Consider the following 17473-nt stretch of genomic DNA (forward strand, 5'->3'; position numbering starts at 1 on the left):
GAAAGTGTTGGATTTTTAGGCTTTTAGGTTTTTCTTTGGAGTATAACGCAATTGAATAAACTAAAAATCTTAACCCTAAATGGATAAATTATGATAGTTCGTATCCACAGTAATCCAACATTTTCAGTAGGCATGATGCTGAGCTGTCTTTTCCTTTGGACAGGTCTCGCTACGGCACAGACTACAACAATACAGGGACGTGTCACCAATGCTACCGATCATGCCGCATTGGAAGGTGTAACGATCACTAATCTGAGTATGCATGTTGCAGCACGGACAGACAATCAGGGAAATTTTAATATCAGAGCGAATGCAGGGGATAGGCTCAAAGTTTCGTTGCTGGGTTTTAAGACACTCGAAATTGCTGTTCCTTCAACAGGTAATCTCCAGATAGCTCTTAAGGAAGAAAGTCAACAGATTGATGAGGTGGTGGTTACCGCGTTGGGTATCAAACGTCAGACCAGGGGGCTGACCTATGCGACACAACAGCTGGATGGAAGTGCAGTCAATGATGCCCGCGACAACAGTGGCAACGTAATGAGTAGTCTGACGGGTAAAGTCGCTGGTGCTGTCGTGACTACAGCGGCTACGGGACCCGGTGCCTCCGCCAAAGTGGTTTTGCGGGGCAACAAGTCCATCTCCGGTAATAACAATGCGTTAATCGTGGTGGATGGTATACCTTATGATAATTCTAGTGCACAACAAGCTACCGGAACAACCTACAATTATGGGACGAGCGATGGTGCTGCGAATATCAATCCGGACGATATAGAATCCATCAATGTGCTCAAAGGCCCTTCGGCTGCTGCGCTATACGGTAGCAGGGCCGCAAATGGTGCCATATTGATTACAACTAAACAAGGTAAGGCTGGTCGGTATAATATTGATTACAATGGTAGTGCATCCTTGGATCAGGTCAACTTGCTCAGTAAATTCCAGAATACCTACGGGCGGGGAAATGGAGGTGTCAGTGGTACGAATGTCGGTGAGAGCTGGGGACCACAAGGGCAAACCTATAAAAATAATGTCCGCGATTTCTTTGAAAATGCGGCCTCCTTCAACAATAGCATTAGCACCTATGGAGGGACGGAAAAAGTGCAGGGTTATGTTTCTTATACAAACAATAAAATCGGAGGCATTATTCCTGGCAACGACTTGAAACGTAATAACTTGAATCTTCGCGTAAATACGGAACTGATCCCAAAACTAAAAACAGATGTAAAACTCAATTACGTTAACCAGCAGATCGACAATCGTCCGCGTTTAGGCGATATGGGAATCCCCGTGGAAGTGTACGTGATGCCGCGGGATATGGATGAGTCTGAACTTAAAGACTTTGAGGATATTGATCCGGTTACCGGTGAGCCGCAGCGGAAGTACTGGTCCGGTTCTGCTGTATACGACAATCCGTATTGGAGTACCAACCGCACCTCGGTCAATGAAGTGCGCGATCGCATTACCGCATTGGGTTCGGCAACCTATCAATTGACGGATTGGCTAAATGTAATGGGAAGGTTCAGTTATGATAAATACATCGATAAGACAACAGGGGCCTTCTACGCAGGTACTGTTTCTCTTGGCGATGTCCGTCCTGGAGGTAAATATTATGAAACCCATGCGCGCTATCAGGAACGCAACTTTGATTTGTTGTTCAATGGAAATAATATACTTAACGAGGCGGTCAAAATTAGCTATAATGTTGGTGCAAGTTCCTTAAATCGGGAGTACAGTAGCTTTCAGAATATGGCCAATGGCCTGTCCGTACCGAATGAGTTTAGCCTAACGATGGCTACCACGCCAGAATTTCTACTGATCAATGGTTACCAACGACGTCTAAATTCGGTCTATGGAAGTGCACAGCTGGCCTTTTTTGATCATACCTTTCTCGATATGACGGCACGCAACGACTGGACCTCAACCTTAAAATCTCCACACAGTTATTTCTATCCCTCAATCGGTGTATCTACTATTTTCAATGAATGGCTCAAGTTGCCAAGCTGGATCAGTTATGGTAAACTAAGGGCTTCCTATACACAGGTCGGTAACGATGCGAATCCCTATCTGCTTCAACAATTGTATTCTTTTGGGCTAGGTGCGGGAAAAGGATTTATCTCTCGTTCACCAATAAAGGCAATCCCAGAATTGAAACCTGAGCTGACCAAATCCTATGAAGCGGGACTGGATATGAAATTCTTTGCCAACAGATTAGGTTTTGATCTGACGATGTACAAAAGTAATACAGTTAATCAGCTTTTGTTTCTTGGATTGCCAATGGCAAGCGGTTTTAGCAGGCAATACATCAATGCGGGAAATATAGCAAATAAGGGAATTGAGGTCCAATTAACTGCGTCGCCTATAAAAAAAGAATACCTAGAATGGCATACCACTTTCAATTTTGCAGCCAATACCAATAAAGTGATTGAACTGCACGAGCGGACAAAACGAGCAACGATTACCGAAAATACCAAATATGCCTCAGTTGTCGTCAATGAAGGAGAGAAATACGGTGATCTTTACGGTTATAAATGGAAAACGGATGCGGCGACAGGGAAATATGTGGTTGACGACAGCGGGTTGCCAGTGGTAGAAGCGAATCAAAAATTGGGGAATTTTAACCCTAAGGCCTTATTGGGTTGGTCAAATTCGGTCCGCTATAAGAATTTTACGGTCAATGCCTTGATTGATACACGTATTGGTGGTGAGATCGTATCGGGTACCTCAGCTTATCTAGCGGCTTTCGGAGTAGCGGATTATACCGCAGATTACCGGGAAGGGGGGCTTGTGCTGGATGCGGTGGACGTGAGCGGCGCAGCTAATACAAAGGCTATCACAGCTCAGCAGCTTTGGACCCGTGTATCGCAGAACGGACGCGATGCCTGGGGAGAATTCTTTACCTATGATATGACCAATGTCCGCTTACGTGAACTATCTGTCAGTTATAAATTTAACTTAAAAAATACCGCTGCGATCAAAAGTGCACAGCTTATGCTGACAGGCCGTAACCTATTTTTCTTTTATCGAGGGAAATCCAAATTGGATATTCCGGGAATAGGCAAGACAGACAACCCCATAGATCCTGAGGCGGCATTGGGAGCAGGTAATTTTCAGGGAATTGAAGTGGGATTGCCGCCTGCTGTCCGTTCCTTTGGACTGAATGTTAAGTTAACTTTTTAAATCCTTGAACAATGAATAAAAGTACCCTATTTACTTCGCTATTAGTACTAAGCTTGTTGTCCTGTACCAAGGACTTTCAGGATATCAATACCGATCCCAACAATATCACGGTGATCACACAGCGTGAATTGCCCTTTATGTTTGCCAAGGCACAGTCTTCGGCTGCAATGAATAGATCTTTTTATCAAACAGTGCAAAACCTGGGGCCGGATCTATATGCCCAATACTTTGCACTTACTACGAATTCCTTTAGTACGGACCGTTATCTGCTTACTCCAGATTGGCAGCGCCGGTTTTGGACAGTTATTTATGTTGATACCGCACCACAGCTCAAAAGCATTCTCGAAAATACAGAATCCAAATCAGGTGAGGCCGCATTGGCCAATATCATGTGGGTATATGCCTTTCATCGGCTAACAGATCAATTTGGACCGATCCCTTATTTTGGTGCTGCCGAGGCCAACGATGTTATTCCTTATGACTCCATGGATAAGATCTATGCAGATTTCTTTGAAAAATTGACTACAGCGGTAGCCAATCTGAAGGCCTTGCCAGCCGGAACGAAAATCTTTCAGGGATACGACCTGATCTTCGATGGAAACACCGAAAACTGGATCAGATTTGCTAATTCGCTCCGCTTGCGGTTGGCCTTGCGTATCGCTAAGGTAGATGCAAATCAAGCAAAAGTCGAAGCAGAAGCAGCTGTTGCTGCCGGTCTGATGTCTAGCAATACGCACAATGCCAGTATGCTCAAATCCCTTTCTGGAAATGATACCAATGGATTGGCGCAAGTTGCCGTATGGAACGAATTTTCAATGAGTTCCACTATTGCTTCATACCTAAAAGGTTATGCCGATCCACGTTTAGGCATTTATTTTCAACCCAGTTATATTGGAAAAACATTCAATAGCGTGCGAAATGGTGCTACGGCCACGGATCTAGGGAACGTACGTAATCAGTCAGGCTCCAATTCCAATGTTGGCACCTATTGGGTACGTTACAATGGCGTGGCTATTGAAGGAAATTTTACCCAGAATTTCCATGTGATGTGTGCTGCAGAATCTTTCTTCTTACGAGCCGAAGGGGCATTGAATGGCTGGAATATGGGCGGTGAGGCTAAGCAACTGTACGAGGAAGGCATCAAAACGAGTATGGAACAATGGGGCGTTACAGATGCGACGCAGATCAGTAATTATATCGCATCAAACCATGAGCCTGTCGCTCCCGGCGATTATCATAATTCGCCAGCTGTAGCCAGTATCCCCGTCAAATGGGCAACAACCGTGGCCGAACAGCGTGAACAGATCGGCGTACAGAAGTGGTTAGCGATCTATCCCAATGGTATGGAGGCTTGGGCAGAATATAGGCGTACAGGATTCCCAAAAATGTATTCATTGATCCACTCCGACAACCCAGACCTGCCTATTGGGACATTTATTAAAAGATTGCCTTATCCACTTACCGAGGCGACAGACAATCAGGTTGAACTGAGCAAAGGACGTGCACTGCTTGGCGGTACAGACAATGCGGCAACCAAACTCTGGTGGGATGTGGACTAAATTGGGTAAATTACAATGATAGACTTCAAGATCTGTTTAGTTTCTTTCGGTATACTTATGGGATTAAATTCGAGCATTCAAGCACAACAACAACAACGACGAGCGGCGTTGCCCAGCGTATTGGCCATACCTGCTGAGATAGACCCGATAAAGGTTATGGTGGAAGATCAAGCAGAACAGCTTATCGGGGCTTTGGATTGCGAGAAAGCTGCAAATCCGCAAGATATTATCCAGTTGGTCAGAAAAAACCTGAAACTGGACGGATATGCTATTCCGTCACTGGACATGCAGCTAATTTCGTCAATTGAGCAGGACAACTATACCGTTCACAGCCTGATCTTTCAGAGCTTGCCAGGGCTATATGTTCCTGCAAGTTTATATGTGCCAAAAGGCAACGGACCATTTCCGGCGATACTCAATAGCCACGGGCATTGGCCACCGGGGCGGCGAAGTGAAATTGTTCAGCGTACGGCCCATATGTTGGCATCCAACGGCTATGTATGTCTTTGTATTGATGCCATGGGGTCGGGCGAGCGCGGACGTGAGCATGAGCATGAGTATCATGGAGCTAATCTTGGGTCGGCACTGCTCGATCTGGGGACACCTCTGATGGGTATACAGCTACTTGAAAACAGTCGTGCCATTGACCTGCTCTGTAGTTTACCTGAGGTAGATCCCGAAAGGATTGGGGCTACCGGAGCCAGTGGTGGTGGCAATCAGACGATGTGGCTCGCGGCTATGGATCCGCGGATCAAAGCGGCCGTTCCTGTAGTCAGCGTCGGAACTTTCCGCGCGTATATCATGAACAGCAATTGTGTCTGCGAACTCCATCCCAATGGGCTCCTGCATTTTGAAGAAGGACAACTGTTACAGACAATGGCTCCTAAGGCTATTAAGATTATTTCGGCACTTAAAGATGGTAACGCTGCTTTCAACGCCCATCAGATGCTCAAGTCTTTTCGTATTGCCAAGGAAGCTTTTGCGCGGCAAGGGGTACCAGAACGGATCGATTATGAGCTTTTTGATGAACCACATAGCTATACCACAGAAATGAATATAAGTATGATAAAATGGTTTGATGGGGCATTTGGAGTGATGCGTGAGAAAGGGTTGCAGTTGGACAATGTGCTTCTCTTGGATACAAATGAGCTCGCATTACTGAAACATGGGGTTAAGCAAGAGCTGATCCTCAGTATACCGGATTTTATCAGCCGTGAATTTAGTCGGACTGAATCACGGATTGCGACATCCACACTGGATAAAATGGACTATAAAAAACAACTGCGGGCATTACTTTATACAGGCGGTACCGATAGTTTGCTGCGTGTTCAGACGTTGGAGTCGCAGCAGGGCTGGCAACGGGTTATGTTGGAGACATCGAGGCGACAGCTGATTCCGTTATTGATTAGTCCGCCTCTTACCGACTCAAATACACTACATGTCTATTTCCCCTCGATGGGTAAGCAACAGGTCGCTATGCAGGAAATTGAGGCCCTTCGCAACAAAGGTGAGGGGGTGGTGCTCATAGATCTCTTTGGGCTCGGAGAGCGCTCTTCAACTACTGCTGATAAAATCGATGGAGCGTTACCGCGCTTTCATACACTTTCGCGCTCACTGCTCTGGATGGGTCGTAGCATGATGGGGATTTGGGCGTCTGAAATTGGGCTTATCAATGCTTATCTGCAGCAAGAATATAAGTCCAGCAAGCAGACCTTGGTTGCGGACCGTGAGACGGCCATAGCAGCATTGATCAGCAATGTGCTGAATCCCCCAGAACAGGAATTACTGCTACGCGAGCTCCCCATCAGTTATCTGCCGGGCGCAACGGGAGCGCTGGATAGGTACAATATGGCGATCCATATTCCCGGTATTCTCCATTGGGGCGATATTCCAATGCTGCTCGCGCTTAATGAGCAGCGAGTCATGATCGATGGACTCTACCAGTTGGACGGTAAGCCTTGCAAAATAGCCAACAAAGAGCAATTAAAAAACAAAGTGCAGCACTATAAGAAGCAATTAAAGAACCAAGGAACACTCCTTATCAATTAAATATTATGGGAACAAATCGAAGATCATTTTTAAAACTGTCCGGGCTAGCCGGAATTGGATTGATGGCTGGCTGTGGACAGGAAAATAAGGCTTCAGCAAAGACAAATCTGGATCATATCCGGCTGGAAGCGTCAAAGAAATATACAGCTACATTTAATATGTCGGGCTACGCGGCCCCCAAAATACCAACCGTAAGGGTCGGTTTTATCGGTGTCGGCAATAGGGGATCTGCTGCAGTGGAACGGATGAGCCAGATTGAAGGTGTTGCGATCAACGGCATCTGTGATGTACGGGCTGAAAAGGCGATTGAAGCAAAGGCAAGGATGAAATCAGCGGGTCACCGCGCGGAGCTATTTACAGAAAATGCCGAGCACTGGAAAAAGATGTGTGAACAGGAGGATTATGATCTGATCTATATTGCAACCCATTGGAAGTTGCATGCCGAGATGGCGATATATGCCATGGAACAAGGGAAGCATGTCGCTTTGGAGATTCCTGCAGCGACAACGGTGGAAGACTGCTGGCGACTGGTACAAACCTCCGAGAAGACCAAAAAACATTGTGTCATGCTGGAAAATTGTTGCTACGATTACTTTGAACTGCTGACCTTAAATCTAGCTAGACAAGGTTTTTTTGGAGATATTGTCCACTGCGAAGGGGCTTATATCCACGACATTCTGGAGAGTTTTTTTGATGCCGAAAAACGTTTTGATTTTTGGCGCTTAAAGGAAAATGCGACGCGCAACGGAAATCTTTATCCCACTCACGGTCTGGGACCGATCTGCCAGATTCTGAAGGTCAACCGCGGTAATAAGATGGAGTATATGAGTTCGATGTCTTCAAAAGATTTTATGCTCGGGCAGAAAGCCAAAGAAATGGCTGCGACTGATAAGCAATTTGAATCTTATATAGACAAACCCTTCCGGGGCAATATGAATATTTCCAATATCCTCACCAATAACGGCAGTACGATAATGTTACAGCATGATGTGAGTTCGCCAAGGCCTTATTCACGCCTCCATCTGATTAGTGGTACCAAGGCCTTTGCGCAGAAATATCCTCTGCCCGGCAAAATCGCTATTGGCCATGCCGATTTCTTGTCTGCTGAAGAGATGACCAAACTGGAACAGCAATATACACCGGGTATTGTAAAAAAGATCGGAGAACTGGCTAAGCAGATCGGAGGTCATGGTGGCATGGATTTTATGATGGACTGGCGCCTGATCGATTGTCTGCGCAATGGTTTACCGATGGACATGGATGTCTATGATGCCGCCAGTTGGAGTGTCATTGGCCCTTTAAGTGAATGGTCGGTCGCCAATGGTTCCCAGCCAATCGAGGTGCCTGATTTTACTGCTGGTCATTGGAAAAATAATCAGGTACATGATATTGAGCTGGCAGGTGAAAAGAGCACTGTATTATCATAAACAAACAGAACGAGAATATTATAATTAAATCAATAGACGTGAACATTAAAACTTTTAACACCCGGTTAGAGCTGGGACAACATGCAGGAGCTGCAGGAATTGAAGCTATTAATGCTGCTATTGCGGCGAGGGGAGAAGCCAACATTATTTTAGCAACCGGACAGAGCCAGTTCGAAACACTAGAAACGCTGGTGGCTACTGGCAATATCGACTGGAGCAAGGTGCGCATGTTCCACCTCGATGAATATATTGGCATGCCAATTAGCCATAAAGCCAGCTTTCGGAAATACTTAACCGAGCGTTTTATCACCCAGGTGGCGACACTGAAGGAAGTTGTACTGATTAATGGTGAAGCGGATCCAGCTGCAGAATGTGAACGTCTGCACCACAAGATTAAAGCACATCCCATCGATGTTGCCTTTGTGGGGATCGGAGAGAACGGTCATTTGGCTTTTAATGATCCTCCCGCTGATTTTGATGTAAAAGATGCTTATCTAATTGTCAATCTGGACGAGCAGTGTCGTCGGCAGCAGTTGGGAGAAGGGTGGTTTGGCTCACTCGCCGAAGTGCCGTTGCAAGCTATCAGTATGTCCATACAACAGATTCTATCAGCTCGGAAAATAATCTGCGCTGTGCCGGATGAACGTAAAGCACTTGCTGTGAAAAATTGCCTCACGCAACCTGTTTCCAATTTGAATCCAGCGAGTATCCTGCAGCAGCATGACGACTGCACCTGCTACTTGGATGCGGGATCTGCATCGCTTTTAAAATGACGGTATCTTATGACAGCACCAGCACGCGATAGGAAAACTACCTGGGTATCGATAGGCATTATTGGAACAATGTTTTTTATCTTTGGATTTGTATCCTGGATTAATGCCATTCTCATTCCATATTTTAAAATAGCCTGTGAACTGAGCAATTTTCAATCATACCTTGTCGCTTTTGCATTTTATATCTCTTATTTACTGATGTCGATGCCTTCCTCGTATTTGCTCAAAAAAATAGGATATAAAAATGGAATTATGGTAGGCTTTTGGATTATGGCATTGGGGGCATTTTTATTTGTTCCTGCGGCCTATAATAGGGCCTATCCGATCTTTTTGATTGGTCTATTTACGTTGGGAAGTGGATTAGCCCTGTTACAGACAGTCGCCAATCTATACATTACCCTGATCGGTGAAAAGGAACGAGCAGCGCAACGGATTAGTATGATGGGCATTTGTAATAAGGGAGCAGGTATACTGGCACCCTTACTATTTTCCTATATTATTTTGCGCCCTCAGGACAATGAGCTATTTAAGCAGCTTCCACAGATGACAGAAACGGCTCGTACATTGGCTTTGGATGAATTGATCTTACGCGTGGTTGGCCCCTATACGGTGGTCGGAATTATCTTACTATTGATTGGGCTGTTTGTTAAGTTTTCTATTCTTCCCGAATTGGATCAACAACAAGATGGAGTAGGGAATGACAGTAGGGAAATCAAGAAAAGTATTTTTCAATACCCACACCTTATTCTGGGGGCTGTGGCAATATTCCTCCATGTAGGTACACAGGTTATCGCGATAGATACGATCATCAATTATGCAGGGGCGATGGGCCTCTCCCTACTGGAAGCCAAAGCACTACCTTCCTATACGCTAACGGCTACAATACTAGGCTACATGTCGGGAATTGTCTTGATTCCCAAAGTGTTCAGTCAACGCAGTATGTTGCGTTTCAGTACAGTTGTTGGTCTGATTTTGTCTATCTTAGTCGTGTCGACTCATGGACATGTTTTCCTGTTTAATATGGATCTGGATATTTCTATCTGGTTTATTGTATTAATTGGGTTTCCTAATGCACTTATCTGGGCAGGCATATGGCCATTGGCGCTTGAAGGGCTCGGTCCATTGGCCAAACAAGGATCAGCACTATTAATTATGGGACTATGTGGCAATGCTTTACTTCCGCTCCTCTATGGGGTACTGGCCGATACGATCGATCCTAAATCAGCCTATTGGATATTGACGCCATGTTTTTTATACCTGTTATTTTATGCCTTTAAAGGGTATCGGATTCAGACATGGACAGGACAAACAAAAAAATCAACGAATTGATATGTGGATTATAACAAATACCAATATTATAACACCTTACCGCGTGCTCGCGGATGGGACAGTATGGATTGCCGAGGGGAAAATTGTGCATATTAGCGAAGGCTATTTGGCAAAAGAAGCTGTCGAAGAAGGTTGGTCAGCTGCCCAATGGATGGATGCCGAGGGGCTGTATCTTGCACCAGGTTTTATCGATATACATGTCCATGGCGGTGGCGGCGCTGATTTTATGGATAACAGTGTGTCTGCATTTTTAACTGTTGCCGAAACGCATCTACGCCATGGTACCACTGCCATGCTGCCGACCACCTTGACCAGTGAAAGCGAGGAGCTATTGGAACTTTTCTCCGTCTATGAAGCAGCCAGGGAGCAGAATGTCGAAGGGAGCCGATTTTTGGGTTTGCATCTCGAAGGCCCCTATTTTGCGATGAATCAACGGGGGGCGCAGGATCCCAAGTATATCCGTAATCCGGATCCAAAAGAATACATGCCTATACTTGAACGTTATCACCATCTCATCAGTCGATGGAGTGCGGCTCCTGAGCTGCCCGGAGCACTAGACTTTGGACGGGCTGTGCGCAGTCATGGTATCTTATTGGCTCTGGCACACACCGATGCAGTGTATGAGGAGATATTACCTGCGGTCGAAGTTGGATATCGCCTGGCAACCCATTTCTACTCTGGTATGTCCGGTATGAAGCGCATTCACGCGCATCGTTATGCCGGAGTTATTGAGAGCTGTTTTCTATTGGACCAGATCGATGTGGAGATTATAGCAGATGGTGTCCATTTGCCCGAGCCTTTTCTGAGGCTAATTCATAAAGTGAAAGGCGCGGATAAAATGATCCTGATTACTGACGCGATGCGTGCAGCTGGTATGCCCGAGGGTAAAAGTGTGTTGGGAAGCTTGCGTAACGGAACTGAAGTAATCGTTGAGGAAGGAGTAGCCAAGCTGACCGATCGTTCTTCTTTTGCAGGTAGTGTGGCTACGGCAGATCGCCTTGTCCGCACCATGGTCAACAAGGGAGGCGTCAGTTTGGTAGAAGCCGTACAGATGATGACGATCAACCCCGCAAGACTACTTGGGTTGGATCATAAGATTGGAGCAATAGCTACAGGAATGGAAGCAGATATTGTACTTTTTGATGAAGATGTGGTCATTCATCACAGTTTTGTTGCTGGTGAATTACGGTACAGTAAATAAAGACGACTAAGAGGATCGTTTGGTAGAATCCCGTTCGATTAATTTTCCAGGCAATATCATATCCTGAATTTCAAAATCCCGATTTTTTATATGACGGATGAGTAGCGCACAACTCCTTTTGCCGATCTCCATGGCAGGTTCTTCAATCGTACTTAAATTGGGTTCTACCACAGTAGCAATAGGGTCATTGGTAAATCCGATGACGCCAATGTCCTGGCCTACACGGAGCCCCTGCTGCTTGATTGTCTGAATGGCACCAACGGCTTTGCGGTCATTCGCAGCGAAGATCGCATCTGGACGATCAGGGAGGGCAAGTAACTTCAACGCATCAGTGGCGCCGTGAGCCTGTGAAAAACCTGAATATACAATAAGACGCTGATCGATAGCCATATTGTGCTGCTCCAGTGCTTGCAAATAACCATTTAGCCGTTGCTGTGTGAATTGCAGATTTTCGGGTCCGGCAATATGAGCAATGCGCGTATAGCCTTGTCGGATTAGGTATTCGGTCGCCTGTAACGCTCCTGCAAAATCATCTTGGACAACTTTGGAGGCATTTATATCTTTAGGTACACGGTCAAAGAATACGATTGGCATTCCCTTGGCCATCAATTGTTCAAAATGATCGTTTGTGGATGAATCGGAAGAGATCGAAATAAGAAGTCCATCTAGACTGCTCGTTGATAGGTTTTCCAATAGGTTCTGTTCCCGTGCGACATGATCGTTGGTGACATAGAGAATCACATTATAATCGCGTTCATAAGCTTCTTCCTGAATACCTGAAATCACCATCGAAAAATAATAATTGGTGATAAAGGGAATGACCACACCTATATTTTTTGTTGAACCGGAAGCTAAGGCGGAAGCATTTTTATTAGGCTTAAAGTTTAATTTCTTGGCGAGTGCCAGCACCTTTTTTCGGGTTTCGGGATTGACATCGTGGGTATCGCGAAAAGCCCGCGAAACTGTCGATACCGAAATTTTGAGCATCTTGGCGATATCCTTGATGCCTAAAGGATTCTTCATATTTAGATAGGGTTAACAAATTACGATACAAAATACTAAAAACTATCGAAAAATGTAGGATCTATCTTCATTCATATCTCCAGGTCATACTAGTTCGGTCTTGACGAGAATAGAGTTAATAATTATATAGTATTTATTATTATAGTCTCGCTCTATACTGCTGAGGTGACAGTCCAAAATATTCTTTGAATAGATTGGAAAAGTTAGGTACGCTTTCATACCCAATTTGATAGACAATTTCAGCGATATGCATATCCTTATTTTCCAATAATTGAAGCGCCTTTAGAAGTCGATGCTGTTTTATGAACTGGAATATGGTGATCTGCATTTCTTCCTTAAACTGTCTGAAAAGTGTTCGCTCCGAAAGAAAAAAATTAGCGCTAATCTCAGCGATTGACAATTTATTGTCGAGATGTTGAAGGATATACGTGCATACCTGGATCATCAATTCACTTTTTGCCGGCGTGATTTGCAATAGGATCGGTTTAGCCAATAGTATGGGGAGCATAGACTTGAAGGCCTCCAAAGTAGATGTTGTAAGCGTGTCGTGGTCTTTCAGCTTCCAATGTTGCTGGCCAAAAATCAAAAAATGATTCAACAATTCATTTGATGGATACACCTTAACTTCTTCATGCATATTGTTCATATCCACAAAAATGGTTTTTAGTGACAGTTGCTGGGAACGGGAAATGAGTTTGTGTGGGACATGTGCTGGGATATATACATAGAAAGTACTTGGTACACAGAAACTGGCTTTTTCTGTATAGATAAAGAGGGTACCATTTGTTGGGCTAAGTACCTGTACTTGTTCATGAGCGTGCATTTCTGTATTGAACTGTCCATAGTTACGTAATTCAATTGTGCCATCGCGGAAGTTCTTGGCACATTGAACGAAGGGAATGTTGGATTTTGGCATTATTGAATAACAATTGTTTTATTTTCAAATATATTAAATTCTGTAGTTCAAGTACTTTTGAACTATAAAAATAAGTTGAATATGAAACAAGTTAAGATTTTCGATACTACTTTACGTGATGGAGAACAGGGACCGGGCTGCCAGCTGACACTTAATGATAAATTAGAAATTGCTGAAAAACTCGATGCAATGGGGGTAGATGTGATAGAGGCGGGGTTTCCAATAAGTTCTCCTGGAGATTTTAAAGCTGTAACAGAGGTTTGTAAACTGGTGAAAAAGGCAACAGTCTGTGCATTAGCTAGGGCCAATAGGAAAGATATTGAACAAGCCTCTTCGGCCTTGGTTAAGGCAAAGGTGGCAAGGATTCAGCTCGGAATTGGAGCATCGGACATTCATATTAAACATAAGTTTAATACCACTCGTGAGGTAATCTTGGCGAAAGCTTATGAAATGGTGTCTTATGCGTCGGATAAATGTGATGAAGTACAATTTTTTGCCGAAGATGCTGGCCGCGCAGACAATGATTTCTTGGTTCAAATGACCAATACGGTGGTCGAAGCGGGGGCGAAAGTTGTGAATCTTCCTGATACCAACGGTTTTTGTACACCCTTTGAGTACTTTGAAAAGATAGCCTATGTGAATCAAAATAGAAGGGAAAAAGAGAACGCAATCCTTTCTGTCCACTGTCATAATGATTTAGGTATGGCTACAGCGAATAGCATAGCTGGGCTAATGGCGGGTGCACTTCAGGTTGAAGGAACGATTAATGGTGTGGGAGAACGTGCGGGAAATGCTGCCTTAGAAGAAATTATTTTGACACTTATTGTAAAGGAAAATCTAGGGATTGCGACTGGAATTGATCCAAAATATATTGTAGAACTAAGTAGTATGGTAGAACGGGCGATGTCAAATCCTGTACAGGCCAATAAGGCCATTGTTGGGAAAAATGCTTTTGCGCATTCTTCTGGCATCCACCAAGATGGCGTGCTGAAAGACCGTAGAAACTACGAAATTATTGATCCCCAAATCATAGGAGGAAAGTTACCTGAATTGTTTTTATCCGCAAGGAGTGGACGTGCAGCATTAAAAGATCGGTTAAAAAGTATGAAAATAGATTTCCCTGCTGAACATTTTGAAAATATCTATAACCGATTTCTTGTTTTGGCAGATCAGAAACGTTTGATTGAAGATAACGACCTCCGGAGTTTGATTTAGGTAAAAAGATCGTGTCCAGTTGTTCAGTCAAGTCCGTGGTTGCTAGTTAAATAATTCTGTTTCAGATTCTCGAGAATGAGAGGGGAAAATTCCTTTTGAGTTTATAAAAATCCAATAAGCGTTGGGGATTTACTTATTTAAATATTCGAATATATAATTTTGGCACAATATCTGTTGCCTTAGCAGCGTATATTGATGTAATAAGTTCTATTTAGATAACACACTTAATAATGATAAAGAGCCTTTCGGTTGTTTTACTGTTTTTGGTTGCAACAACATTTGCAAATGCGCAATCGATGAAATTGACTCCGAATGACTTTGTAGATGCTGCAGACGAATCGAAGAATTATATCGTTCTGAATTTTGCAGGAAAATCGCAAAGTGATTTGTACAAAGCAGTGCTGAAATTTGTAAACTCGCATTACAATAACCCAGAGAAAGTTGCGACCAAGATCGAAGATGAGCAGATTGTTATTGATGCGATGGAACAAAAAGCAACGGCTTGGGGTAGAGGTAATGCTCTTGATTTTTTTTATAAGATTACCATGGATTTTAAGGATGGACGGCTGAGGTTTGCTCCAAATTATAAATACCTTGAAAACTACAATGGAATTGAATATCCATTAGTCAAAAAAAGTAATCTTTGGGTAAAAACAGCCCTTTTCAATACCGATGGTAAAGTTAGACGAGAAGCAGCGAAGCAGGAATTGGAAAAGTTTATCAATAATTATATTAGAGCGATTACAAATAGTATAAATACGAGTAAGTCGAATGACAATTGGTAAAATAAAAACCAGATAATAAGATGAAAGAGTCTCCAATGGAGGCTTTTTTTATATGCGATCACGATATTCTAAGCCGTCTTTTGAGGTATAAATTTTCATCTTCAAGCAGTTTAAGTAAATACACTTCACTATAATAATTGAAAGGTTTCGAAGATGATTACCGAGTGCCTGGATCAGAGGTAATTTGTGTCAAGAGTAAAATTGTCCATAAAGGCCGTGTGCTTGCAAAATAGGAGATAGCCCTTTTATTAACGAAAGAATAAGCTGAAATTCAAAAATATACCTAACGTTAAATTAGAGCAAAACCCAAATGTAGTTAATATTTGGCTCAAGCAGACATCTAGCCAAAAAGGTTCCCTTATCGGTTAATAAGGGAGCCTTTTTTGATCCGCATGGCTTCCGCTACCTATTCATTTTCCACTTTTGATTTTTCATAGGCAAGAAGTTCATCTGCGCAGATTTTCCCGAATTTATCGGCCGCTAATGGGCTATCAGCAGTAATCAGTTTTCTGTCAACATGACAATCGCCGGCAATTTTTTTATTTAAAATTTCAATCCCAAGTTGTTTGAGTTTTTCGCCATAAAACCATGGCATCTCTCCCGGCTGGTATCCATTTTCTGGCAAAGTCTTATCCATTTCATCAGGAAACGAATTAATCTTATATCCTTTAAAAGGAAACTCAGCGTCTCCGCAATCTGCTACGCTTAAGAGCGCTGCGGGGCCGTGACAGATTGCCAATAGATATTTATCTTCCGCTACTACCCATTTGATAAGTTCTTTGACATCATTATTTTCAGGTAGTCCGAGCATTGCGCCATGCCCGCCTGGGATAAAAACGGCAACGTAATCAACATATCCTTTATTCGTGTCAGCTATAAAATCTCTCAGGTTATGCGGGTTTGAAAATTGAGTATTATACTTGTCGAGGATTTTACCGATGTTTTCATCTTCATACGGCATAGCCCACATCTCAAATTTTACAGGAGCACCTGTTGGCGTGTAGAAGTCAACCTCAAATCCAGCCCGTTCGAAATGAAGAATGGGAACCAGTGTTTCGACCGGATGATTGCCCGTTGAAAATTTCTTTCCATTTTTCATTGTCATATACCGTTCTTCTGTGCAAAGCACAAGAATCTTTTTCCTGGTGTCCTTGTTGATATCACTGTACTTTTTTTTGCTGTAATTTGTCTTGGTCGTAACCATCGTCTTTCTTGAAAAAAAAGAAGGTTCATAACCAATGCCGTCAAATACGGGCTCTTTGCTCAAATCGTTTGAAAATAAGGACATAGTAATATTTTTTATTGTTTGTAATTCATGCTATTGAAAAGCTTCGAATATCAAACTTTCCACATTTTATAAATCTTTAAGAGATAACAATATCAAAACCCATGCTGTTTCGACTAAAAAATATTTGTGAAAAGTAGCACGTAAGGAAGGTGGGGGAAATATGGTGATCCTTGTATTCGACGTCGTAAAAAAATTGAACCTCAGAAAATTCAACTTTTTTCTAAAAGATAAAACGAAAGCGAACTAACCATTGTTATAATGGTACTTTTCATAAATTAGGTTAATAACAGGTAGTAAAAACCTTGAGATCCCCCTCCTCAAGGTTTTTTTTATTTTTTTCAAACGAGTATTATATTTCGGTTGTCCTTTATACGAAAAATGAGACTATTGCTTTTGCTGGCTTGATTTGCACTTGTCACGCCAGCATTTTTTGAAACCGACTATCCCATTATTGGGATCATAACTATATATATCAGGGCTGGTTTATTCCGGCCTTTTTTGTGCTGACACAATCAGCATCATAGGCCTTCTGAGTTCGTCTGCCATACCGGCCACACTGTTAATCATTTCTATGTTAGGCTGTGGTTCAGTAACTAAATTGATCGCAAAGTTATTGGCCAGCGGTATTGTAAGATAAGTGCTAAGTGTCCGGGCCAGTATAACTTGTTTCCCGCTGCATCGAAGTCCTACGATCTACCTTGAGTTAAAAAATATTTATTCCTTCCGATGGAGAT

12 protein-coding genes and 1 pseudogene are annotated in these 17473 nt (G+C 43.3%); 9 read left to right on the plus strand and 4 right to left on the minus strand.

Features of this window, described 5'->3' with window-relative positions; all coding sequences use genetic code 11:
• Nucleotides 1-90 precede the first annotated feature (90 nt).
• The 7 genes from A9970_RS03275 to nagA are packed head-to-tail and all read left to right on the plus strand — an operon-like array spanning nucleotide 91 to nucleotide 11512.
• Nucleotides 91-3174, plus strand: coding sequence for a SusC/RagA family TonB-linked outer membrane protein (locus A9970_RS03275; RefSeq protein ID WP_220801504.1), 3084 nt, complete (start codon nucleotides 91-93; stop codon nucleotides 3172-3174).
• An 11-nt stretch (nucleotides 3175-3185) separates the two neighbouring features.
• Nucleotides 3186-4733 (plus strand): SusD/RagB family nutrient-binding outer membrane lipoprotein, encoded by a 1548-nt coding sequence (locus A9970_RS03280; protein ID WP_182981278.1) that lies wholly within the window; start codon nucleotides 3186-3188, stop codon nucleotides 4731-4733.
• A gap of 15 nt (nucleotides 4734-4748) precedes the next feature.
• Nucleotides 4749-6782, plus strand: a complete 2034-nt coding sequence (locus A9970_RS03285) for a S9 family peptidase (RefSeq protein WP_182981279.1) — start codon at nucleotides 4749-4751, stop codon at nucleotides 6780-6782.
• 5 nt (nucleotides 6783-6787) lie between these two features.
• Nucleotides 6788-8209 carry a Gfo/Idh/MocA family protein gene (locus A9970_RS03290; protein ID WP_182981280.1) on the plus strand — a complete coding sequence of 474 codons (1422 nt, stop codon included), beginning with the start codon at nucleotides 6788-6790 and terminating at the stop codon, nucleotides 8207-8209.
• Nucleotides 8210-8247: 38 nt separating this feature from the next.
• Nucleotides 8248-8982 (plus strand): glucosamine-6-phosphate deaminase, encoded by a 735-nt coding sequence (locus A9970_RS03295; protein WP_200845709.1) that lies wholly within the window; start codon nucleotides 8248-8250, stop codon nucleotides 8980-8982.
• Between the two features lie 9 nt (nucleotides 8983-8991).
• A complete protein-coding gene (locus A9970_RS03300) occupies nucleotides 8992-10311 on the plus strand; it encodes a sugar MFS transporter (protein ID WP_182981281.1) in 1320 nt (439 codons plus the stop codon).
• A 1-nt stretch (nucleotide 10312) separates the two neighbouring features.
• Nucleotides 10313-11512 carry an N-acetylglucosamine-6-phosphate deacetylase gene (gene nagA / locus A9970_RS03305; RefSeq protein WP_182981282.1) on the plus strand — a complete coding sequence of 400 codons (1200 nt, stop codon included), beginning with the start codon at nucleotides 10313-10315 and terminating at the stop codon, nucleotides 11510-11512.
• A gap of 6 nt (nucleotides 11513-11518) precedes the next feature.
• Here nagA and A9970_RS03310 read toward each other — a convergent pair whose 3' ends face one another.
• Together A9970_RS03310 and A9970_RS03315 are read right to left on the minus strand one after the other, a co-directional pair.
• On the minus strand, nucleotides 11519-12535 hold the full coding sequence (locus tag A9970_RS03310) for a LacI family DNA-binding transcriptional regulator (RefSeq protein WP_182981283.1): 1017 nt from the start codon (nucleotides 12533-12535) through the stop codon (nucleotides 11519-11521).
• A 139-nt stretch (nucleotides 12536-12674) separates the two neighbouring features.
• Nucleotides 12675-13451, minus strand: a complete 777-nt coding sequence (locus A9970_RS03315) for an AraC family transcriptional regulator (protein ID WP_153845567.1) — start codon at nucleotides 13449-13451, stop codon at nucleotides 12675-12677.
• Nucleotides 13452-13532: 81 nt separating this feature from the next.
• Between A9970_RS03315 and A9970_RS03320 the strand changes: the two genes are divergently transcribed.
• Both A9970_RS03320 and A9970_RS03325 read left to right on the plus strand, forming a co-directional pair.
• Nucleotides 13533-14666 (plus strand): 2-isopropylmalate synthase, encoded by a 1134-nt coding sequence (locus tag A9970_RS03320; protein ID WP_182981284.1) that lies wholly within the window; start codon nucleotides 13533-13535, stop codon nucleotides 14664-14666.
• Between the two features lie 230 nt (nucleotides 14667-14896).
• A complete protein-coding gene (locus A9970_RS03325; RefSeq protein ID WP_159732290.1) occupies nucleotides 14897-15451 on the plus strand; it encodes a DUF4468 domain-containing protein in 555 nt (184 codons plus the stop codon).
• Nucleotides 15452-15857: 406 nt separating this feature from the next.
• Here the strand turns inward: A9970_RS03325 and A9970_RS03330 are convergent, their stop codons facing one another.
• A complete protein-coding gene (locus A9970_RS03330; RefSeq protein ID WP_182981285.1) occupies nucleotides 15858-16739 on the minus strand; it encodes a DJ-1/PfpI family protein in 882 nt (293 codons plus the stop codon).
• Between the two features lie 483 nt (nucleotides 16740-17222).
• Nucleotides 17223-17390: pseudogene (locus A9970_RS28605) on the minus strand (class I SAM-dependent methyltransferase); the annotation flags it as partial.
• Nucleotides 17391-17473: the final 83 nt, after the last annotated feature.

Origin of the sequence: Sphingobacterium sp. UME9 (assembly GCF_014170215.1) — a bacterium.
Classification (GTDB): domain Bacteria; phylum Bacteroidota; class Bacteroidia; order Sphingobacteriales; family Sphingobacteriaceae; genus Sphingobacterium; species Sphingobacterium paramultivorum.

Coding starts and splice junctions, on each gene's coding strand:
- A9970_RS03275 (WP_220801504.1), top strand. CDS start 91: ATGATAGTTCGTATCCACAGTAATCCAACATTTTCAGTAGGCATGATG.
- A9970_RS03280 (WP_182981278.1), top strand. CDS start 3,186: ATGAATAAAAGTACCCTATTTACTTCGCTATTAGTACTAAGCTTGTTG.
- A9970_RS03285 (WP_182981279.1), top strand. CDS start 4,749: ATGATAGACTTCAAGATCTGTTTAGTTTCTTTCGGTATACTTATGGGA.
- A9970_RS03290 (WP_182981280.1), top strand. CDS start 6,788: ATGGGAACAAATCGAAGATCATTTTTAAAACTGTCCGGGCTAGCCGGA.
- A9970_RS03300 (WP_182981281.1), top strand. CDS start 8,992: ATGACAGCACCAGCACGCGATAGGAAAACTACCTGGGTATCGATAGGC.
- nagA (WP_182981282.1), top strand. CDS start 10,313: ATGTGGATTATAACAAATACCAATATTATAACACCTTACCGCGTGCTC.
- A9970_RS03310 (WP_182981283.1), bottom strand. CDS start 12,535: ATGAAGAATCCTTTAGGCATCAAGGATATCGCCAAGATGCTCAAAATT.
- A9970_RS03315 (WP_153845567.1), bottom strand. CDS start 13,451: ATGCCAAAATCCAACATTCCCTTCGTTCAATGTGCCAAGAACTTCCGC.
- A9970_RS03320 (WP_182981284.1), top strand. CDS start 13,533: ATGAAACAAGTTAAGATTTTCGATACTACTTTACGTGATGGAGAACAG.
- A9970_RS03325 (WP_159732290.1), top strand. CDS start 14,897: ATGATAAAGAGCCTTTCGGTTGTTTTACTGTTTTTGGTTGCAACAACA.
- A9970_RS03330 (WP_182981285.1), bottom strand. CDS start 16,739: ATGTCCTTATTTTCAAACGATTTGAGCAAAGAGCCCGTATTTGACGGC.